The sequence below is a fragment of the Gordonibacter sp. An230 genome (genome assembly GCF_002159915.1).
GTDB lineage: Bacteria > Actinomycetota > Coriobacteriia > Coriobacteriales > Eggerthellaceae > Rubneribacter.
This window is the reverse complement of sequence record NZ_NFJP01000002.1, coordinates 18,549-40,221: the sequence shown is the minus strand read 5'-3', so window position 1 is coordinate 40,221 and position 21,673 is coordinate 18,549. Positions and strand designations below refer to the sequence as shown.

General features: G+C 63.3%; 13 protein-coding genes, 1 other RNA gene and 1 pseudogene. 12 read left to right on the top strand and 3 right to left on the bottom strand.

Annotation, left to right across the window (positions count from 1 at the left end):
• Positions 1 to 13 precede the first annotated feature (13 nt).
• The gene (locus B5F40_RS16515) at positions 14 to 628 is read left to right on the top strand and encodes a LuxR family transcriptional regulator (protein ID WP_087192590.1); all 615 of its coding nucleotides are present in this window, start codon (positions 14 to 16) and stop codon (positions 626 to 628) included.
• A 362-nt stretch (positions 629 to 990) separates the two neighbouring features.
• Here B5F40_RS16515 and B5F40_RS01355 read toward each other — a convergent pair whose 3' ends face one another.
• Positions 991 to 2,736 (bottom strand): FAD-dependent oxidoreductase, encoded by a 1,746-nt coding sequence (locus tag B5F40_RS01355; RefSeq protein ID WP_087192589.1) that lies wholly within the window; start codon positions 2,734 to 2,736, stop codon positions 991 to 993.
• Between the two features lie 688 nt (positions 2,737 to 3,424).
• On the opposite strand from B5F40_RS01355, the gene B5F40_RS01350 reads away from it, so the two are divergent.
• From B5F40_RS01350 to B5F40_RS01335, 4 genes are all read left to right on the top strand, one after another.
• Positions 3,425 to 4,897: a helix-turn-helix transcriptional regulator gene (locus B5F40_RS01350; RefSeq protein WP_162610848.1), complete on the top strand. Its 1,473-nt coding sequence runs from the start codon at positions 3,425 to 3,427 to the stop codon at positions 4,895 to 4,897.
• A 347-nt stretch (positions 4,898 to 5,244) separates the two neighbouring features.
• Complete coding sequence (aspS, locus tag B5F40_RS01345) at positions 5,245 to 7,023, top strand: aspartate--tRNA ligase (protein WP_087192587.1); 1,779 nt, start codon at positions 5,245 to 5,247, stop codon at positions 7,021 to 7,023.
• Between the two features lie 606 nt (positions 7,024 to 7,629).
• On the top strand, positions 7,630 to 8,502 hold the full coding sequence (locus tag B5F40_RS01340) for a DUF5067 domain-containing protein (protein ID WP_162610847.1): 873 nt from the start codon (positions 7,630 to 7,632) through the stop codon (positions 8,500 to 8,502).
• 587 nt (positions 8,503 to 9,089) lie between these two features.
• Positions 9,090 to 9,755 carry a DUF5067 domain-containing protein gene (locus B5F40_RS01335; RefSeq protein WP_087192585.1) on the top strand — a complete coding sequence of 222 codons (666 nt, stop codon included), beginning with the start codon at positions 9,090 to 9,092 and terminating at the stop codon, positions 9,753 to 9,755.
• Between the two features lie 180 nt (positions 9,756 to 9,935).
• Here B5F40_RS01335 and B5F40_RS01330 read toward each other — a convergent pair whose 3' ends face one another.
• Positions 9,936 to 11,378 carry a radical SAM protein gene (locus B5F40_RS01330; protein WP_087192584.1) on the bottom strand — a complete coding sequence of 481 codons (1,443 nt, stop codon included), beginning with the start codon at positions 11,376 to 11,378 and terminating at the stop codon, positions 9,936 to 9,938.
• 528 nt (positions 11,379 to 11,906) lie between these two features.
• On the bottom strand, positions 11,907 to 13,766 hold the full coding sequence (locus B5F40_RS01325) for a DUF6020 family protein (protein ID WP_140396370.1): 1,860 nt from the start codon (positions 13,764 to 13,766) through the stop codon (positions 11,907 to 11,909).
• Between the two features lie 623 nt (positions 13,767 to 14,389).
• On the opposite strand from B5F40_RS01325, the pseudogene B5F40_RS01320 reads away from it, so the two are divergent.
• From B5F40_RS01320 to B5F40_RS01290, 7 genes and pseudogenes are all read left to right on the top strand, one after another.
• A pseudogene (locus B5F40_RS01320) lies at positions 14,390 to 14,848 on the top strand (type ISP restriction/modification enzyme); the annotation flags it as partial.
• A 177-nt stretch (positions 14,849 to 15,025) separates the two neighbouring features.
• Positions 15,026 to 15,119, top strand: an RNA gene (gene ffs, locus B5F40_RS01315) — signal recognition particle sRNA small type.
• 89 nt (positions 15,120 to 15,208) lie between these two features.
• On the top strand, positions 15,209 to 15,889 hold the full coding sequence (locus B5F40_RS01310) for a VTT domain-containing protein (protein ID WP_087192581.1): 681 nt from the start codon (positions 15,209 to 15,211) through the stop codon (positions 15,887 to 15,889).
• Positions 15,890 to 16,267: 378 nt separating this feature from the next.
• A complete protein-coding gene (gene dnaX / locus B5F40_RS01305) occupies positions 16,268 to 18,709 on the top strand; it encodes a DNA polymerase III subunit gamma/tau (RefSeq protein ID WP_087192580.1) in 2,442 nt (813 codons plus the stop codon).
• A gap of 67 nt (positions 18,710 to 18,776) precedes the next feature.
• Positions 18,777 to 19,085 (top strand): YbaB/EbfC family nucleoid-associated protein, encoded by a 309-nt coding sequence (locus B5F40_RS01300; RefSeq protein WP_087192579.1) that lies wholly within the window; start codon positions 18,777 to 18,779, stop codon positions 19,083 to 19,085.
• Between the two features lie 15 nt (positions 19,086 to 19,100).
• Positions 19,101 to 19,697: a recombination mediator RecR gene (gene recR / locus B5F40_RS01295; protein WP_087192578.1), complete on the top strand. Its 597-nt coding sequence runs from the start codon at positions 19,101 to 19,103 to the stop codon at positions 19,695 to 19,697.
• A 475-nt stretch (positions 19,698 to 20,172) separates the two neighbouring features.
• Entirely contained in the window at positions 20,173 to 21,633 is a 1,461-nt protein-coding gene (locus tag B5F40_RS01290) for a response regulator transcription factor (protein ID WP_162610846.1), read from the top strand.
• Positions 21,634 to 21,673 lie beyond the last annotated feature (40 nt).

Here is a 21,673-nt window from a genome sequence, read left to right as displayed (position 1 = left end):
GAAGGGCGGGGCCGTGCGGGAGCCGGGTGCGGGGGATGTGGCGAACGCGGGGGATGTGGGGGATGCGGAGGGGGCGCTCCCAGAGGCTTTGCGCGCGGATGCGGAGGCGACGCGTGCGTCGGGCGCGGTGCGGACGCTGGGGCCGACGGCGAACGGCGCGGCGCTGGGGACGCTGGGGGCGACGGATGCTTCGGATGCTGCGAACGGCGCGACGGCACGCGCGGCGGCGGAGGCTGCGGGCGCGGCGGTAGGCAAGGCGGCACGCGCGGGAGGTTCTGGACGAGGAGAAGCGCGGAGCGACGGATACGGAGGCACGAGGGGCGACGGATGCAGGGCCGTGGCGGAATCGGACGACGCAGAGCGTTCGGGCGCTTCGCAGGGGGACGGCGTGCCTGCGGAGATCCTTGCATGCTGCCAGAAGCTTGCATTCGAGAACGGGCTGACCCGACGCGAGGTGGAGATCCTCGGCCTTATCGCAATGGGGCGAAGCGCGAAGTACATCGCCGATGAGCTGCATATCTCTTACAACACCACAAGGACGCACATCAGGCACGTCTACGAGAAGCTCAACATCCACGCGAAGCAGGAGCTCATCGACCTTGTGCTATTCGGGTCGAACTTGCGGTGACGCTCGCAGTGCCCCTCTCCTTGGGCGAAAGGGATTCGAGTCTGGGGATCCCGCCTGCTTTCGCGTGTCGATCCTCGACCGCTATCCGCAAACTTTCTGATCGGCACGTCCGTTTCCCTTTCCGGCTGAGCCAGATAGGGGCGCTCGGGCCGGTGGCTGCTTTGCTTGGAGCGAGGGGATGCCCGGTGAAGCCGACGCTATGCTGATCTTGTGGGGAAAGGGCATTGGGGGAGGGGGCTCGATCTGGCGGGCGCTCGGCTTAGCAGAGGCGCTCGGCCCGATAGGAGGCAGGTCCGGCGGGCGCTCGGAAAGCCCGGCGTCGCCGGGCTTTCCGAGGGAGGGAGGACAAGGGAAAGGTGGCGCTATCCGAGGAACGCCCCCACGGACTTTCCGCACTCGCGGCCGAGCGTGATGGCCATGCCGAGGCTCACTCCGGGGATAGGGGTTATGTAATCGTAGCCGAAGCGGCGGCCGCAGTCGTTGCCGGACACGTAGAGGCCGGGAATGGGTTCGAAGTTCTCGTCGAGCGCGTTCTGCTCGCCGTCGGTGATGATGCCTCCGCAGGTGACCATCGTCTCGCCGAGCACGGGGTCGAACGTGCAGGCGAAAAACGGCGGCTCCTTCACCGGGAACAGCACCCGGGCGTCGCGTCCGAACTGCTGGTCGGCACCCGCCTCGCAGTAGGCGTTGTAGTCTTCGATGGTCTTGACGAAGTTCGCCACCGCCTCGCCCTCAAGGCCCATCTGCGCGGCCAGGCCTTCGAGCGTGTCGTCGGCGATGAACTCGACCGTGGTCTGGGGTCCGCTGCCGCCCGGGCCGCCCTCGTCCTCGGCCTGCTCGGGCTCCTCGTAGGTACCCTGGTATTTGGCGTAGGCGACGTCGAGCGACTCCCGCAATGCGGCGATGTTCTCCTCGGTGGCGTTGAACCCGGCATGCTGGGGGATGGTGTACTGGCGGTATTCGGGGAAGTTGGCGTCGCATACGGCGAACTTCGTCTTGCGGGCGGTGTACACGGTGGACAGACCGCGCTGCTCCGACGTAGGGTAGAACTCGTTGCAGAAGCGCTTGCCGTTCTCGTCGATCCATACGGCCTGGGGCAGGCAGTTCATCTTGCCGGGCACCGAGAGGCCCTTCATGTTCATGCCGGGGATGGGGCACGTCTCAAGATGCGCGCCGGCCCAGTAGGCCATCTGGACGCCGCGGCCGTCGTTGGCCGACATGGAGGTGAGCTGCTCCTCGCCGACAAGCGCTCCGGCCATGTCGGGAATGAGGTCAGCGAGCATCTCGGGGTTGCCGCCGAAACCGCCGCACGCGATGACCACGGCCCGGCAGGTGAACTTGATGTTGCCGTCGGCGTTGGTGGCCACAAGCCCCGCCACCTGGCCGTCGCTCATAACGATGTAGAGCGCCTCGGTACCGAACAGAAACTCCGCGCCGTTCGCTTTCGCCACCTCGCGGTTGTAGCCGTGGATCTTCGTCTGGTTGCACTCTCCGTAGAAGCTGCACACGCTCGGCCAGAACTTCACTCCGCCCAGCTCGTCGAGCTGGTGCTCGGTTTTGGGGAAGAAGGCCGTCGTCATGGTGGCGAAGTCCTCTTCGGTCAGCTCGGACAGGTACCAGTCCATGTTCGCGCCCGAGTTCTGCGCGTATTTCATGACCAGCTCTTGGTTGGGGTAGTTGCCCGTGATGAGCATCCAGTTCTGGTAAAACTCGACCGGATCGATTTCAGGCACGCCGCGCTCCTTGAGGATGGAGGCGTTGAGCGTGCCGGCCTCGTTGCCCACTGCTGCGTACGTCTCTTCGGGCTGCTTCTCCACGAGGACGACCCGGTAGCCCTCTTCGGCGAGCTCGCGGCAGGCGGTGATGCCGGCGAATCCGTGGCCGCACACCACGACGTCGCAGTCGATCTCCTGGGCGAACTCGGTGATCTCCTCGGGCGGGGTCTTCCAGCTCGATTCCGACGTGCCGTTCGAGGCGCTTTTGCCCGATGCGTTCGCGCTCGTGCTCGATTGGGGCGCGCAGCCTGCAAGGCCTGCGCCCGCCGCCACGGCGGCGGTGGCTCCCAGGCCGAGGAACGTGCGTCGGGACAGTCCTGATCGTGTGCTCATGTTTTCCTCCCTTGCTCCTTGCCTTCTGCGGATTCGGCTCCGCGTGCTTCGGCGCGCCGTCCTCATGCGATGTGCGGTGCTTGCGCGAACGCCCATGTTCCGTTGGGCGCGCGTGCCGCGGATGGCGAGTGCGCCGTGCCGCTCGTCTTCGTGCGGGCGGCGCTTTGATCATAGGCGCGCCGCGTCGGCTTCGGAATCGCCGCGATGGGGTAATGCGCCCATTTCGGCCCTCGCGGATTTGGGGGAGCCTTTCCATCTGCGGCGATGAAAGGCGATTGGCGAGTTCGGCGGTTCGTTGCTTCCGAGGGCGCGCGGATGCGGCCTTGCTGGCTTGAGGCGCGGGCGCAAGGGGGGGCGTGGCAGAGTATGTCGATGCAGCCGCGGATGGGAAAGGCTCGCGCCGATCCCGTCGGGGAGGGGGCGAAGCGCGTCTGTCGCGCTTCGCGCGTCGTTGCAGCCGGCTCATGCCGCTGCGAACCCCTCCCCTTTTTGCGTTCATGAGACGATGCGGCAGGCTTGGAGGTGCATGCGTTCGCCATGCGTCGGGCGGTTCCCTTGCGCCGTGTCGGTTCGGACGGTGGTTGATTCGGGGTATCAGAGCGCGAGGGCGGATGCAGGTCGGCGCGCAAAGGGCAGGGTTTCGGCTATACTTGCCACGACGGGTTCGCGCGAGCGAAAGGAGGGGTCGATGCGCGTCGTACGGGAGTTCAGATTGGAATCCTTGCTGTTCGCGGCGTTCTTTTCGACATTGCCGCTCTATTCGCCGAACCTCGTCATGTTCAACGACCTGTTTCCTGCTTCGGGCGAGGTCATGCCGTGGTTCGTGAACGCGATGATGCTGTCTGCGGTGGTGACGGGGCTGTTCGTCGCCGTGGCGTCGCTGCGCAGCGGCGGAGCCGTCTTTGTGGGGTTTCCGGCTGTCTCGGCGGCAGCGGCGTTCTACGTAGGCGGGTTCGTGCTGTTCGCACTTGCGCTTGCGGTGCCGGGTTTTGGGGTGGGGGTCGTCGCCTTCGTCGCGGGTCTTGCCGTGGCGGTGGGCGTGGTGCCGCTGTGCTTGGCGTGGGGGACGTACTTTTCAGCGCTCGACATGCGGCAGGCTCTCTTCTCGCTCGCCGTGCTGGTCGGCATGGGCTCGTTGGCGGAGCTGCTGCTCTCTGCCGTGTCGATGCAGGTGGGGCTCGTAGCGTTCGCGCTTCTGCTTGTGCTGGGCGTTCTGCTGCCGCTTTGGAAGGCGCTGCGCGGCGAGCTTTCCCGCACGGTGCGTGATGCTGCGGAGGGCGAGGCGTTCGTGTCCGACCCGCTTGCTTCCGAATTGGTTGCGTCCGTTGACGGTGCGGTCGGTTTGCTGTCGAGCGCCAGGCGCATGGCGTCGGTTCTGGCCATGCCGCTCGTCGGGTTGCTCATGTTCGGCTTTCTTATGGGCGTGCGCAAGTTCATGCTGTTCGACCTCATCTACGTCGAAGCGCTTGGCGGCATCGTGGCAGCCGTCGTCGTGCTGCCGCTCAGCCTTGCGGAGATGCGTTGTCCGTTGCTGCCCCTTGTCTATCAGGTGGTGCTGCCGCTGTTCGCGCTTGCTCTCGTCGTGTTGAACAGCTTTCCGGTGGGCACGGGACCGCAGTGGCTGGCCGCTTCGGTATCGTATGTGTTCTACGGTGTCATCGGCATCTTGGCGCTGGCCAGTCTTTGCGCCATGGCTCACGCTCGCGAGTTCTCGGCACCCCTCATCTACGGACTCGTCGTGGCCGCGTTCGCCCTTGTGTCTCTGGCCGGCATTTGGTGCGGCTCGCTGCCGCTGTTCGCGTACCAGCAAGGCGGCCCGGTGCTTCTTGTGCTGAGCACGGCGTACTTCGCGTTGCTCGTGGGGGTTCCGCTTGTGGCGGCATGGCGTCGCGAGGTCGCTTTGCCGGTCGACGATGCGTGCGCGCCCGTCGAGGGTGTCGGCGTGCTGCAGGAGCGTTGCGAGCGTCTGTCGCGCGAGGGTGGTTTGTCGCCGCGCGAATCGGAGATCCTCGCGTACCTCGGTCGCGGCCACGGCATCGCGTATGTGGCGAAGACGCTCGTCATCTCTGAGAGCACCGTGCGCACGCACGTGAAGAGCATCTACCGCAAGCTGGGAGTTTCGTCGCGTGAAGAGCTGCTTCAGCGCGTCGACGAGGGATGACCTCTCCGTCGCGCTTTCTGTCCCGACCTTGTTTTTGCCCGGCGACTCCTTGCGCTTCTCGCCGAACTTTCGGCTTTTCCGCCCGTTCTCGCAGGCGCCTTGCCCTTTCAGCTCATTTTCCCGCCAGCTTTCCGCCTGCCTTCCGTCGGCTCTCTGCTCGCGTCCTCGTGCTCTTGCGTCCCGCGTCTTTCTCGCCGCCTTCGCCTCCGTTGCTCTGCGCGTAGTTTGCATGAAGCGGGAAACCCCGTTTCCCCTTGTCGGATCATATGCAGTACAATAAATGAGTTTGAGCAGCGTTCTTGCGCGCACGTTGCGGAAGGACATCGTTGAGGAGCAAGGAACCACAGATGACGGACTTCATGAACGAGTACAGCATGCACACCGCCGCGTGCGGCGAGCTGCGCAAGGCCGACGTGGGGCGCGAGGTCGTGCTCACAGGCTGGGCGTGGCACAACCGCGATCATGGCGGCCTCATATTCGTCGATCTGCGTGATCGTACGGGTTACGCCCAGGTGGTCGTCGATCCCGACTGCGTGAGCGCCGAGGATTTCGCCAAGGCCGAGCATCTGGGCCGCGAATACGTGCTGAAGGTCGCCGGCACGGTTCGCGAACGCGGCGCAGAGGCTGTGAACCCGAACATGGCAACGGGCGAAATCGAGGTTCTGGCGGCATCGATGGAGATTCTCAACACCAGTGTGACCCCGCCATTCGCCATCGAGGACGGCATCGAGACGGACGAGACAACGCGCATGAAATGGCGCTACCTCGACATTCGCCGTCCCGAGATGTACCAGGCCCTGGACCTGCGTCACAGGGTGGCTCAGGCTATGCGCAAGGTGCTCAACGAGCACGGCTTCCTCGAGGTGGAGACGCCGATCCTCGCGAACTCTACGCCTGAGGGCGCGCGCGACTACATCGTGCCGAGCCGTCCGAACCCGGGCTCGTTCTATGCGTTGCCGCAAAGTCCGCAGCAGTTCAAGCAGATGCTCATGGTGGGCGGCATCGAGCGATACTACCAGATCGCGCGATGCTTCCGCGACGAAGATCTGCGCGCCGACCGCCAGCCCGAGTTCACGCAGCTCGACGTGGAGATGAGCTTCGTCGAGCAGGAGGACATCCTGGGCCTGACCGAGGACGTCATGGCGGAGGTGCTGGCGGCGGCAGGGGTGGAGCACGAGTTCCCGCTGCCGCGCATGTCGTACGCGGAGGCGATGGAACGCTTCGGCTGCGATCGTCCCGACACGCGTTTCGGCATGGAGCTGGTGGATCTCACCGACATCGTGAAGGACACGGGTTTCAAGGTGTTCTCGAGCGTGGCGGCTTCCGGCGGCGTCGTGAAGGCCATCAACGCGAAGGGTGCGGGCGATTGGAGCCGCGGCGAGGTGGAGAAGCTGGCGGACGTTGCGGCCGAGAACGGGGCCAAGGGCATGGCCTGGGTGGCCTTCACCACCGACGGGCAGGAAAAGAGCCCCATCAAAAAGTTCTTCACCGACGATGAGTGGGCGGCGCTCAAGCAGGCTATGGACGTGGAGCCGGGCGACCTCGTGCTGTTCGCCGCCGACACGTACGCGGTGGCGAGCGCGGTGCTCTCCGCGCTGCGCTTGCGCATGGCCGAGCTGCTGAACGTGCCGCGCGAGGGCCATAGCCTGCTGTGGATCGTCGACTTCCCCATGTTCAAGTACGACGAGGAGGAGAAGAAATACGCCGCCGAGCACCATCCTTTCACGCAGGTGCGCAAAGAGGACCTCGACAAGATCGAGAGCGATCCGCTCGCGTGCGGCAGCTACTCCCACGATCTGGTCATGGACGGTTACGAGGCGGGAGGCGGCTCCCTTCGTATTCACAGCGCCGAGCTGCAGCGTCGCGTGCTGCGTCGGCTAGGACTTTCCGATGAGGAGATCGATGAGAAGTTCGGCCACCTCATCCGTGCGCTCGAACTGGGCGCGCCGCCCCACGGCGGCATTGCGCTCGGCCTCGACCGCATCGTCATGTTGTTGGCTGGCCGGTCGTCCATCCGCGATGTCATCGCGTTCCCGAAGACGAGCTCGGCGAGCGATCCGATGACGGGCGCGCCGAGCGCGGTGACGGCCCGCCAGCTCAAAGAGGTGAGCCTGCGCACGCTGTAGGACGTGGCCGAGAAAGGCTCCCCTCCGCTGCGGAGGGGGCGTCGGGGCCGTCTTCGCTTGCCTTCGCCGGCTTTTCGTGCCTGGGGCCGACTCCCGCGGGAGTCGGCCCCTTTTTCTTTGTCGACTTCAATCTGCTCGAGTGCGTCTCCGCATGCAAACGGCTCGTTGCCCGTTCTGCATGCGGAGACGCGCGGAGGGGGCCGACTTTGTGCAGAAGTGGCCTTTCTCGTGATGGCGGTTTCCCGCCCGGCGCTCAAGGGCGGTCGTGCGCGCGTCGGCGCTCGTTTGGGAAACGGCAGGGCGCGCTGTGTTTCGCCCATGCCGAATCACGGCGGAAAGCCGCTCGGGGCCGATGCTCCAAAATCGCGGTGCTCTTGCGAGAATGCATCGTCCCTTGCAAGGGCGGCGAGACCGTTGCGAAGGGCGTCGTCGCTTTCGATCCGGCAGCCTCCTTCGATCGACGCCTGCTCAATTATGAGCACTCATTGAAAATAAAGTATCAATTCAATATCATTTATACCTGCAAAAGCGATTTTCGCTATGGAAAAGCCTGGGGAAGGGGAATGTGCTTCGCTCCTATCTGGGCATGATAGGAAGGATGATGGAATGAAGCGTATCAAAATGGCGGCGATGTTCGCGTGCCTTGCTGCCGTACTCGCCTGCGGGCTTTTGGCTTGCTCGCCAGCAAAAAGCACCACGCCGATGGTCGAGGCGAGCATCACGAGGACGTTCATCGTCGACACCTACGATGGCACCATGCTGGTGGTCGACCTCGACGTGAAGAACAATTCCGAGATGAGCATGCCTGCCGGTATGGTTGGGCTCACGTACGCGAAGGCCTCGCAAAACGGCCAGCAGCTTTCGTCCGGGTTCCTGTCTGATGACGTGCCCGGCGCGCTTGCTTCCGGAGGGGACGCCATTGCTCCGGGCGGCTCGGGAAAGAACCAGGCGGTGTTCGTGCTTTCCCAGCAGGACGGCACGGTTGACTTCAAGATTGAGGCCGAGACGACCGACTACTCCAACGTCGTCGAAGTTGTCTCTCAGAGCATCGATCTGGCCTCCGTCGAGAAGGTTCAGTCGGAGCCCGAGTTCGATGTGACGGTGGACGATGTTTTGGTGACCGACGACGGCGAAGGGAAGAACCTTCTCGTTTTGGAGATGACGTTCACGAACAACTCCGATTCTGCTGCCTCGTTCGGCTCGCTGGTTCGGCCGGCGCTTTTCCAGAACGGCGTGGAGCTGAAGTCGGGGTATCTGCCTTACAACCATCCCGCCTACGACAACGAAAGGTCGAGCAACACGTACACGGATGTGAAGCAAGGTGCGAGCCTCGCCGTGCAGGTCGCTTTCGAGCTGGTGGATGCTGAGACTCCGGTCGAGATGGAGCTCATCGACGCGGCAAGCTTCGATCAGCGCGTGTTCCTGGACAAGACCATTGAGGTTGGCACTTCCACCCCTGCTCCTGAAGCGTCGGCGTAAGGAGCGTCGACATGGATCGAAACGATTTCGAAAAAGGGAAGCCTTCCGCCTCGAACGGCGAGGAAGAGAGTGTTTCGGGCCAATCGATGCCGCTCGATTCGACGGCCCAGCAGGGAGAGGTCGGCTTAACCGATTCCGTTTCGGGCTCTTCCACGGCAAGCGAGCGGACGTCCTCGGGATCTGATGCGTCAGCCTCCGGTGACTCCGGAGAGGTCGCTCAGCCTTCGGCTCCGGCGGCGCCCCCTGCGGTGTCTGCGGCTCCCTCGTCGCCCGCGCCCCCGGCGCCCCTCGAGTCGTTTCCGGCGGCCCCTGCGGGCGAGCCTCTTGCGGCTTCGGAGGCGCCCGCGGCGCCCCCTGCGGTCCAGGAGGCTCCCGCGTCGCCTGCTCCCTCGGCACTCTCTGAGGGCGAGCCTCTTGCGGCTCCGGCGGCGCCCGCACCCTCCGCGCCGTCCGATGCGGCCTCTGAGGTGCCCGTGCCCCCGGCGCCTCCGGCGGGAGGGCCCTTACCTCCTCCCCCTGGCCAACCTGCGGTCGGGCAATTTGCGTCTCCGACTCCCCCGGTGCAAGCAAAGGCGAGTCGCAAGAAAATGATCGTGGCGATTGGGGCGTGCTGCGCGACGTTGGTCGTCGTGGCGGTGGGAGTTTTGGTTTGCGTTCAGAGCGGTGTTTTTGCGGGACCCGAACAGCAGGGCTTTGACCCGGTCGCAACGCAGCCCTCTGGTCAGGAAGAAGAGACGGGCGATGCGCCGTCTTCCTCTGCTGATCAGGCGGAGAAAAGCGAAGAAGAGGGCGAAGGCGACGTGATAGTGGCGGGAAGCGTGGACACGTCGAGCAAGTACTCGCTTGAGGTGCCAATGGCGCTCGTAGGAGCTGAAAGCTACTCTGACGTGCCGAAAGTCATTCTAGTGTGCGAATTCGCGAACAATTCGGACGAGCCGATGTCTTTCGGATCGGCCCTGTCTTCCATGGCGATGCAGGGGGGCCATGAGCTCAAAACCTCGTATCTGCAGGGGGCGAGCTCGTACAACTACGAGAGGATCGAGCCGGGTCAAACCATGCCGGTCTTTCTCGTGTGGGAACTGAACGATGCCGAATCGGATATCAGCATCACGATGGTCGACCAGAACCACTATGCCAAGGAAGTCGTTTTCGAGCAGACGTACACGGTGGAAGAGCTGGTGGCTAACAGCGTGCAGTTCGTTGAAGAGTACGGCTACCTCATCGAGGGAGGACAGGATGCGGTTGCCGTGTAGATCGCGAGATCGTTGAACGGAGCGAGCGCTGGCTGAAGGGCGGGGCTGCGATGGAGGTCGCGGCTCCGCCCTTCGTTCAATCCGGACTGCCTTTTGCGTCGCGCGACGAAGGAGCGCGTCCGGCAGGCGGAGAGGCTGCAGGGTTGCGGCAGCTGACCGCCGAACTTGCAGGGTCGCTCTTTACCGAACGGACTCCAAGGGCGTGCGGTCGTGTCCGATGCGCTCGAGCTTGCGCTTATCGGTGTCGGCCATGCCTTGGCCGGGATCCTGGCGCTTCTCGTGCTGCGGGTCGTTCGGGTCGATCCAGATGCGCTCGGCCACCGGTGCCCATTCGGCGATGGAGGGGGCGCACTTGTCGCAGAACGCGCGTGCATCCTCTTGCTTGTGCAGGTCGGTCGACTTCGCGCCCGTCGCCTCCACCATGTCGGCCAGAACGCCCTCGTTCTCCAGGATAGGGCAGGGGCGCAGCAGGTTGTCGTTGAACGGCTGGCCTTCGTAGTAGGCCATGAAGAGGGGCGAGCGCAGCGCGTCGAGCAGCGAGACCTCGCGGATGTTCGCGTTGGAGTAATGGGCGAACACGCACGGCTCCACGTCTCCCGCCGCGTTGATGTGCAGGTAGCGCCGCCCGCCAGCGATGCAGCCGCCCACGAACTCGCCGTCGTTTTGGAAGTCGAGCGTGAACAGCGGCTTCTCCTCGCGCATGGCGCGGACGAAGCGGTAGAGGCGTTCGCGCTGGTCGGCGCGCACCATCAGCTCCGTGGGGGCGTCCGCGCCGACGGGCATGTAGGTGAATATCCAGCAGAACAAAACGCCCTGGTCGATCATCCAGTCGAAGAACTCTTCGGAGGCGATGGAGTCGGCGTTGGCGCTGGTGTAGCAGCAGGACACGCCGAAGGGCAGGCCGTGGCTCTTGAGCAGTCTCATGGCGCGGCCCACTTTGGCGTAGGTGCCAACGCCTCGGCGCGCGTCGGTGGCCTCCTCGAAGCCCTCCACGCTGATGGCGGGGATGAAGTTCGCCACGCGCAGCATGTCCCGGCAGAACTCCTCGTCGATGAGTGTGGCGTTCGTGAACGAGAGGAACGTGCAGTCGGGGTGCTCCTCGCACAGCTTGACGAGGTCGCGCTTGCGCACGAGCGGCTCGCCGCCCGTGTAGATGTAGACGTATGTACCCAGCTCCGTGCCTTGGCGGATGATGGAGTCCAGCTCGTCGTAGGAGAGGTTCTGCTGGTGGCCGTATTCGGCGGCCCAGCAGCCGGTGCAGCGCAGGTTGCAGGCGCTCGTGGGGTCCATGAGGATGGCCCAGGGGATGTTGCAGCGGTACTTATCGCGCATGGCCTCCTGCTTGGGCCAGGCCAAAAGGTTGCCTTCGATGAGAAACGTCTTCACCAGGCGGTCGCGCACGGCGGGGTTCGTGTCTTCGAGCGCGCGCATGATGAGCCGGTACCAGTTGTTCTTCTGCTCGATGGCGGTGCGAAACGCGCTGCGTTGGTTGGGGAACAGGTCGGCTGGCGCCACCTTGTCGAGCAGATCCATGATCTTGGCGGCGTTGGGTTCGGGATCGGCGAGGAAGTAGTCGAGGGCTTTCTCGAGCGCGGCGCGCTTTAACCGTTCGGTGGCTTTCATCGTCTGCCTCTTTTCCGTGCGATGTCCGGATGCGTTCTCTTCGCTGGGTCCCTTTCGGATTCGCTCATGATAAGACGAAGCGGGAGGGCGGCTCCCGTTGGGCGCGGAACCGTTGCTCATGTCATGGAACTGAAACGTTCGGGGCGAGCGCGGTGAGGAAAGGGCCGCACGGGTTCGACTGGCGACCTCCGCGCAAACGCCCCGTTCATGGAGTGCTCCTTTTCCGTCGTCTCAAGTTTTCTTGACGACGAGGGACCGAAGATAAAATGGACGCGTCGGCTAAAAGACCGCAGTTTTCGGGTAGGGTCATTGAAGATGGGCCATGTTGGACAATAGCAAGGAGGGGTTGATCGGGGACGTTTCATAATCGCGGCGCTGCTGTTCGTGCCCGGCGCGGTCGGCCGCATCTCGCTGTTCGCGTTTGCTTCGGGCGACACCGATGCGGTCGGCTCGTTCCCATGGCGACCGGCGGAGTCGTCCTGGCGGCCCTCCTTGCGTTCGAGGCGTTTCTCCTGCGATCCGGAGGTTTCAGATCGCCTTGCTCGTATCCTGCGTCCTCCCTTTGTCGTCGAAAGATGCGGGCAAGTCGGTTCTTCGCGAAAACAGCAGCGCTGCGAGCAAAGGGGCCGTGTATACAAGAGGTAGCGCGTATCGCGCCATAGCCCAAGGGGATATGATCAAAAGCGCAAGCGAAAGGGCCACGGGAACGAAGGCGGGCAGCAGGTGTCGTTTGCTCGCGAATACGCCTATGGCGGCGAAGAGCGGTAACCAAGATGCCCAAAAACCCAGTCCGAAGGTCCATCCGATGATCGGCACGGCTGTCGCAGCCGAAAGGCCCTCGTGAAACGACCTCTTTCCTTCGTCGAACGACGGATTCCTCTGAATGTCCAATCTGCTTGCCGCTTCTTGGGCGGCGGGCTCGTCGGGGATATCCTCGAGGTAGTATGCGATATCTTTGGGTGCCGCATCGTCGTAGTAAGTGAACTCTGCCGCAGGACAGAAGAACGGCATGGGGACGATTCCGATGGCGAATGCATAGGTGGCGGGGTGCTTCATTCCCATTTCCAACCAAGTGATGAGATAGCGGATGATGTCTTCGGAATGAGCATCGGTTCTCTGAAGAGCTTTGACGGGGTCTTGCGTCGAGAAATCGTATGTTTCGGCAAGTTCGTCGTAATGGAGGACCGCGTCGATGGCCTTGCGCTCGTCAGCAGTCACTTCATCGCCGTGTCGGAGGACGTAGGCGGCAGTGGCTTGATAAAACGTTCCAAGGGCTTCGTGGCTCGAACTGCCCACTACTCCTGCAGCGGGATAGACGGCGAAGGGGAGCACGACGAATGCGACAAGCGCGGGGGCGAAGAAGGCGACGGCGAACGCCTTGATGGCGCGCCGGTATATGAGCGCTTCGAGGATCGCGGTAGCGAGCACAAGATAGATGCCAGGGTTTTTCGTGCAGGAAAGGGCTATGCCCAGAAAGGCGTACAGCGCGACGAAGCGAGTTTGGAATAGAGCTGCTGCCCGCGTTCGCACAACTTCGATAACGCACAGGAACCAGAGGATATACAGCCAGCTGAACATAGAGTCATTGAGGCAGCTGATCGCATACAAAGGGACGAAGGGGAAGAGGGCGCAAAAAGCCAGCGAGGCTATTCTCAGTTTCCAGGGGGCATTCAGTTTCGCCATGAAGCAGCACGCTGCCGCAAGCGATGCCGCCGTGCAAATGCTTTGCAATGCAACGAAAACGAAAATCCCCGCCGCTTGGCTGCCTAACGCGTCCCCTGCGAGAAGGAATCCTCCGAGAATCCACGTGTGGACGATGGGTTTATGGGCGCTGAAGGATCCGGTTTCTTCGAGTGGCGAGATCATGGGAAGGGCTCCCGATCCGAGACACTGCGTGAGCGACCATAGGGGATCATAGGTCAGTATGCCAGGTGCGTAGATGACGAGGTAGGGCAACCAGCATGCAAGGATGACGAGGGTGCAGCGCACGATGGGCCGATGCGAGAATTCACCTACGAGGCGCATGACGACAGGGGGAATGTTCGTCTCCGGCGATGCGCCACCTGCAGGAGACGCTGCATCTTCTTTTTTCAGGCGTGCGAAGAGGGTTGCCAGCAGTGCTGTTAGGGCTGCGGAGCAGAGCAAGGCAAAGGGGAGGGCGTCCGCCAATTGGGAAACGAGATGATCGTCGAATGCAAGGGAGCCCGATTGGTACTGGGCCCAGCCGATGGTTCCGAATATTCCGGTAAAGGAAAGAAAAACCGAAAGTAAGGCAGTGAGGGTGCGCGCTGGAATGCTTAACTGCCGGATGTCGCAAAGAAGCGATAGCGATATGCGCTTGAACGCCAAAATGCCCCTCCTTCTGTGAGATGGGTTGGATTCTAGCATAAAGGCCTCTCCTTTTTCGGGTTTGCTCAGGGCGTTCTCCTGCTGCCGCTTCCGTTGCTCTCCTCCTTGCAACCTTTTGCGGGCAAGGGTCTTTGACACCCGGTTTGGGACAAGGGGGTTGGCGGTTGGGGCTTTGGATGATGTCGGGACGGGCAGCCTCTACGGGCTGAAACCGTTCGGTGCCAAGCCGATGGGCGAACGTGTCCGTGCTGGTTCGCTATATGAATGGCGCCATGCACCTTGCCTAAAGGGAAGCAGGAAGGTTTTCGGCGTCGACCGGGCTTATGCCTCAAAGCATTTGAAGAGTATATCCGAAACAGGCGAGCTTGATGAAATAGCGCATGTGGAAAATGCATGCATCGGCTCATCGGGAGGAGCGCATGCGCGGTCATTTGCGATCTCGATGCGATCTTCGCGGTGGGCTGTCGTGGGAGTTCTCTGAGGGCGACGCGCTTTTACCGATGGACGCGGCTACGATCGGGAATATCGTGAAGGGTCACGCTCTGGTCGGCAACACGCTCAAGAGATGAGCGCCGTTCGAAAAGGATCTCTGCGACGAGCTCGTCGTTCGGATCCTGGGCATTTCGTGCAAGAGCGACCTCTCATGATCCTCGAAGGCGGGTCGTGCGCTGAGCGACCCGTATTTGCCTTGCGTGACGGCGGAGCCGTGGGATGGCATCGTCGAGGAGGGGGATAGCGCGAACCCCGGGCGCACCGAGAAGATGCGTTTCGGAAAGTGCAAGAAGGACGACGCGCATCCCAAGGGCGAGGATGTCACCGTGCTGTGCGTTTCTGAGAACATGGTGCTGCGCAATATTCCCGAGCGTGCGTATGATTACGTGGTTAATGGAAAGAGCGCCATCGGGTGGCTGATGGATCGCTACCAGGTGCGCACTGACAAGGCATCCGGCATTGTGAACGACCCCAACGATTACAGTGACGACCCCCGCTACATCGTCGATTTGGTGAAACGTGTGGTGCGCGTGTCGATGGAGACGTTGGAGATCGTGGGCGGCCTTCCTCCGCTTAACGAGAAGCCTCAACCCGACGATTGGCCTTTGGCGTGGAGGATGGAGGGCTGAAGGAGCGAGGGATCTCTGTAGGGGGCGCCTTGCATCCGGGTTTCTCGACGTGCTTTTGCGTTTGCTTTCGCGCTTGTCTGTGTGTGCTTTTGGTTGCCCGTGCGGGAGGGGGCGGCAAGCGGCTGCTCCATCGTCTATACTAGTGGCTCGCATGCGCTGCATGCGTGAGAGTATCTCGGATGGGCCGGGGCGGCGCCATGTTCCGAACCTGGTCAGGTCCGGGAGGAAGCAGCCATAAGGGACCGCTGGCGAGCGCCCCTGCCTATCCGAGATACTTTTGTGTGCGGGGGACGCGTGCGGCACGAGGGCCTTCGCGCCGAGTTCGGCGCGCGTCGCGCGTCCGGAAGTTGAAAGGCGTTCATGGATATCATCGATTTCTTCGTCAACTTGCTGTCCGACCCGCGGGGGGCCATCGCCGGGTGGATCGCCGCGCTCGGCGCGGGCGCGTATCTGCCTATCTTTCTCATCGTGTTCGTGGAGACGGGCGTGGTCATCATGCCGTTTCTTCCGGGCGATTCGCTCCTGTTCACTGCGGGCATCTTCGCGGCCGATGACGGCGGGCTTGCCTTGATGGTGCTGCTGCCGGTTGTGTGGGTGGCCGCCATCCTCGGCGACACGTGCAACTACTGGATCGGACGCGAGTTCGGCAAGCGCATCATCGATTCGGGCAGGGTGAAGGCAATGACTCCCGAGCGCATCGAGAAGACCGAGGGGCTTATCAACAAGTACGGCCCGCTCGCCATCTTCCTCGGGCGGTTCTTCCCGTTCATTCGCACGTTCGTTCCGTTCTTCGCCGGGTTCGGGCACATGCACTACCGCAAGTTCCTTGTGTTCAACGTGCTCGGCGCGCTTGTGTGGTCGACCATCTTTATCCTGCTGGGCTACTTTTTCGGCGGCATTCCGTTCGTGCAGGAGCATTTCGAGCTCGTTATCGTGGGGATCGTGGTGATCTCGCTCATTCCCGCTATCGCTGGCGCAGTGAAAGCGAAGATGGGGATGGTGCGGACGAAGCGAGCCGGGGAAAGCGGCGACGTCGAGTAGCGCGCTCGCGTTGTCGCACGTGGGCGACGCGCTTCGCGGGGCGGTCGTCTGCGACATGCGCAAGGGGGCGGCGTAGGCGGTATCGTGTGTTGCGCGCTGTCGGCCATGGCGAGCGAGGTGGCGTTCGGCTGTCGTGTTGGTATCCGTCTTTGTCGTGCGCTGCGGCGCGTTTGGCAGTCTCTCCCTTCATCGTCGTTCGTCTTTTCGTGGGCGGGAGGGATGGGCGCCGATGTACCGTTCCCGCGCGTGCTGCTGATGCTGTGTGGTTGGCCGCACTGCGTGTCTCTCTGCTCAGTTGCCGATATAATGGTGGAAAACTGACGAATCGGATTGCGACGCCCGCCGTCCGGCTGCACGCGCGTGGAGGATGACGTTCCCATGTCGGAAGCACTGTACAGGAAATACCGGCCGCAGATATTCGAGGACGTGGTCGGCCAAGAGCATATCGAGCGCACCATCAAAAACGCCATCGAGCAGGACAAGGTGAGCCATGCCTACCTGTTCACGGGCCCGCGCGGCACCGGCAAGACCACCACCGCGCGCCTTTTGGCGAAGGCGCTTTTGTGCGAGCACGGCCCCACGCCCGAGCCCGACGGCACGTGCGAGGATTGCGTGATGATCGCCGCCGGCGAGCATCCGGACGTCTACGAGTTGGACGCCGCGAGCCGCACCGGCGTTGAGAACGTGCGCGAGGAGATCATCGGTCGCGTGCAGTTCGCCCCCACGCGCGGGCGCTACAAGATCTACATCATCGACGAGGTCCACATGCTTTCGACGGCGGCGTTCAACGCGCTGCTCAAGACACTCGAGGAGCCGCCGAGCCACGTCGTGTTCATCCTGGCCACCACCGATCCGCAGAAAGTGCCCGAGACCATCCACTCGCGCTGCCAGCGCTTCGACTTCCGCCGCATCTCGCAGGAGGCGCTCGTCTCGCGGCTTGGCGCGGTGTGCGTGTCGGAGGGTGTGGAGTTCGAGGGCGAGGCGCTCGACCTTGTCGCGCACCGGGCCGAAGGCGGCATGCGCAACGCGCTCACCTCGCTCGAGCAGCTCATCGCGTTCGGCGAGGGGAAGGTCACGTTGGAAGTGGCCGAGCGCATGCTTGGCGGGGTGGATGCAAACGACCTTGCGGGAATCGTGCGGGCCATCGGCACGCGCGATGTGGCGGCGTGCTTTCGCTGGACGGCGGAGTTCGTCGAAACGGGAGCCGACCTCGCTCAGTTCACGCGTGACCTCGCCGAGCACGTGCGCAACCTGTATGTGCTGTCGCTTGCGGGTTCCGACGTGCCTCTTGAGGTGAGCGATGCCGTGCGTCGCGAGCTGGCTCACGAGATGCAGTGGTTCGGCCCTGATAGGCTTTCGCGGTTGCTCGGCGTGTTGGGCGACCTCTCGGCTGAACTCAAGACGTCCACGAACCCGCGCCTGTCGTTCGAGATCGCGCTCACGCGCATGGTGCGGCCCGATTCCGACCTGACGCTCGAGGCCCTGGCCGAGCGTGTGGAGGCTTTAGAGAGCGGATATTCGGCGGTTGCCCACGTGTCGAGCGTGCCCGCCAGCGTGCCCGGGAGCATGCCGGCAGGTGGGCCGGTCGGCATGCCCGGGGGCGGAGCTGCGGGTGCGCCGACGTCCCCTGCGGTGCCGACGGAGGGGCCTTCTTCCGGTTCGACTGCGACGGGGCGCGCGGATGGCGAAGCGCCTGCGCCTGCGCAGGATGGCGTCGCGGCGCCGCTGGCTGCGCGGACGCATGCGGAGCAAGCGGGTTCGGCCTCCCAGGTTGTTCCGACGTCGGTGGCCGCAACGCCTCGGCCCGCTTCGCAAGACGAGGCGAGGCCTCCGGCATGCGAAGCGGCTTCCGCTCCGGCGTCAGTTACGACCGCGTCCGCAGCTGCCGAGGGGGGAGCCCTGTCCTCGACGCTCGCTGCCAGCTTCCAGAACCCTGCCTCCCTGCAGCGCATATGGCAGGCGACGCTCTCGGCGCTCAAGAAGAGCAAGGCTGCTTACGGCGTGCTGTTCCTCAACACGAAGGCCGTCTACGATGCGAGCAAGGGCTTGCTACGCATCGATTTTCCCGCGGAGAACGCGTTTGCGTTCAAAGCGGTGCAGAAGCCCGAGGTGCGCGAGGCAGTGGGCCAGGCGCTTGCCCAGGCATGCGGCGAGGCGGTGCCATTTTCCTATGCCCAGGGCGGAGCAGTGTCCGTTCCGGCGACGGCCCCTTCCGCTCCGGAGCCGGTTCGGACTCCTGTGGCTGCGGATGCCTCGACTTCCCCAGCCGTAGGAGCCGGGCAGCGGCTGCCGGCGTCGGACGGCGCATCCGGCCGTTCGCCTTCCCAACGGCAAAACGCCGGCCTCGCGGAGGGTGCGGCGACGGGCGCGAAGGCGTCGTCTTCCGTTCCTGCGCCTATGGCCCCGCCCGTTCCTGATCCGGCACCGACGGTACCCGCCCCTGCTCCTCCGTACGATGTCGTGCCTTACGATGACGAAGTCGTTCCTTACGACGACTATCTTCCTCCCGAGGCCGAAGCGGATGCGGTTGCGCCGAGTCTGCCCGAAACCCCGAGGGGTTCGATGCCGTCTGTCCCTGCGTCGACTGCGAGCGTGGGAGCCGCGACGGACCGGAGTTCGTCGAGTGCGGACGCTTCGCCGTCGCCGGACATGCCTACGCCATCGAGTGGCTCTGCTTTCGCGGTGCCCCCTGCGGCCCCTGACGCGCGTACGTCGGCCACGCCGGCAGTGTCGTCGGGCTCGCAGACGCCCGACGATCTGCAAGCCGTGCTCGAAGCGGGGTTTGGGCAGGGCGTCGTGGTCGAAGAAGTGAGAGAGTAGCGTTCGACGGCCGAAGAGGGCCGGCCGAAGCAAACAGAGACAAAACGAGAGAGAAGGAGTGTTTCCCATGGACATGAAGAAGATGATGAAGCAGGCTCAGCGCATGCAGGCCGAGCTCGCGAAGGCGCAGGAGGAGATCAAGGACCTCACGTTCGAGGCCACGGCTGGTGGCGGCATGGTGAAGGCGGTCGCTACGGGCGACATGGCCATTTCCAGCATCGTCATCGATCCCGAGGCGGTTGACTCCGAGGACGTCGAGATGCTGCAGGACATGGTGGCTGCTGCTGTGAACGAAGCGCTGAGGGGTGTGTCCGAAATGAGCGCCCAGCGCCTGAGCGCGGCCACGGGCGGCGTGAGCATCCCCGGTCTGATGTAGCGGGAGAGGTTTGCCATGTATGCAGCGCCGTCCATCCAGAAGCTTCTTGACGAGCTGGAGCGTCTTCCCGGCATCGGACCAAAGTCGGCCCAGCGGATAGCCTACTGGATACTGAACGCCGACAAAGCGACGGCGCTGCGCCTTTCCGAAGCTATCGCGGAGGTGAAGGACCAGGTGCGTTTCTGCGACCGGTGCTTCAATTACGCCGAGGGCGAGCTGTGTGAGATATGCCAGTCGCCCAAGCGCGATGCGCGCACAATCTGCGTGGTCAGCGAGCCGCGCGACATCCCGCCCATCGAGCGCACCGCCGTCTACGACGGCGTGTACCACGTGCTAGGCGGCGCGCTCTCGCCCATGGAGGGCATCGGCCCCGACGATCTGCGCATCGTCGAGCTGATGAAGCGCCTGTCTTCCGGCGAGGTGACCGAGGTTGTGCTTGCGACGAATCCCAATGTCGAAGGCGAGACAACGGCCGCCTACCTCGCGCGCCTCATCAAGCCTCTTGGCATTCGCGTCACCCGTCCCGCGAGCGGCCTGCCCGTGGGTGGCGACCTCGAGTTCGCTGACGAGGTCACCCTCGGTCGCGCTATCGAAGCCCGTCGCGAGGTTTAGAGGGGCGGAGAGCCCTGCGCGCCACGGCCGTGAGGCGAGGCTAGCGATCCGAAGTTCTTGAGGAAAGGACCGGCCCGGAGGAGGGAACCTCCGGGCCACAAGGAGGAGATGATGCGGCGTCTCTTCGACATCGGCTCTGCTTCAGGGGAAAGCAGAAGCGAACCGAAAGGACGGGGGTTCCTTCGATTGCTGGCCGCATTATAAAAGCCGAGGCTGAAAACGATATGGGGTGCGCGTGATCGCTTCGTGGATTGCTGTCGTCAAGAGCAGAGAGCAGGTGAATCTCTTCTGCTTTTGCGAGGATTCGCCAAATGCCATTTGAAGGCTGCGATGCCGATAGATGCAATTCTTATTGCGCATGTGATCGTGTTCGCAGATGTGACGACGGTTAAGTATCGTGGCGCGTGGGGCAAGGAGGGCAATGGCGTGCGGAGAGGCGGGGAGCCGTCGCGCATATTCGAAACGGGGAGGGCTTATGCTTGGGCAGAACGTCTGGTCGCGTGCAGACGCGGTGTGGCGTCATGTGGTGGAAGACTTTGCGTCATGGTTGGCGTTCGCCAGCCTCCTCTCGTGGATGTTCGGGCTTTACTGGAGCGACCTCTCTTCGTTTTCGGGTGCGTCGGAACCCTTCGGACTTCTTGAGGTTCGTTCGCTATGGCTTGCGAGCGAAGCGGTGACGCTGCTGGTCGTTTCGTTTGCGTTGCGCTCCCTGTTCTTGCGCGTTCTTCCGTTTGCCTTCGGTTTCGGCGCGTGTCTGCTTGCGGGGACGTTGGTGGTGGTGTTCGTTCCTGCGGATTTTTCTTTCGGGTTCGCACGTCTTGTTGGCGTCGTGCTGACCGGGATGGGAAGCGCTCTGCTTTTGTCGTTTGCAGGGGTCGTGCTTGCGCGAAAAGGCTCGAAGGTGTTGCTGATAGATGTGGCGATCGCCTTGTTTGCAGCTTCTGCGCTTGATGCCGTGTCCGTGCTGTTACCCAGGGAGCCCCGTTCGATCTTGGTGGCGCTTCTGCCTATCGTGTGCGTACCGTTTGCGGTTTCTGCAGGGCGACGTGCGCTTGCGTCGGAGGGCTTTCGGTCCTCCCTTGCCGTTGGGCGTTCGCACGGCCTTAACACGGCGCGCGTGGTCGCGCTGCCCCTGGTGGTGGGGCTTTCCTTCGGGCTGATGCAACGCTTGGCGGGGGGAGGTCGCGATGTTGGAGGACAGGCCGATGTGGCGACGATCCTGTCGTTCGTGTTGTCGGCGGCGTTTATAGCGCTTGCGGCGCAGATGCTCGAATCGCGCGGTCTTGTCAAGCTTGTGTGCTTTGCGGCCATTCCGGTTATGGGTGTGGCCTTCGTTGCGCTTCCTCTGCTTTCCGATGCCTGGGAAGCGATTCAGGCGCTTTGCATCGTGGGGTTCAACAGCTTTTATTTCATGGTGTGGGCTTTGTGGTCGGACGAGGCTGGCGTGTCGCCTCGGCATTTTGTGATCGGTTTGTTCGCGTTAGTGGGCGCTGAAGGCCTTGGGCTTGCCGTTGGTGCGCCTGTCGTTGCGGCGACGAGCGGATCGGAGTCTGCAGTGGCCGTGGTGTCCCTCGTGGCGGTGTACTCTCTGCTGATGTCCGCTATCTTTCTGCTTGATCGTTCTTCAAAGGCCCAGAGGACCGCTCCTTTCGCCTCGACATCCTCTCCGACGACAGACGACGAGGACATGGATGTCGGTCGGTTGTGCGTTGGTTTGGCTGAGCGCTGCGGCTTGTCGGCCCGCGAAGCCGAAGTGCTGGAGCTGCTTGCCCGAGGCAGAAACCGAGCGTATGTTTCCCAAGCTCTTTTCATATCGGACAACACCACGCGCACCCATATGAAGAACATCTATCGGAAGCTGGGCATTCATTCGCAGCAAGAGCTCATCGATCGCGTCATGGAGGGGGAGCCGAAGGAAAAGGGCATCGATGCCTAGGCGGGGGAAAGGCGTCTTGAGCCGCAGGAGCTCGGCGTGG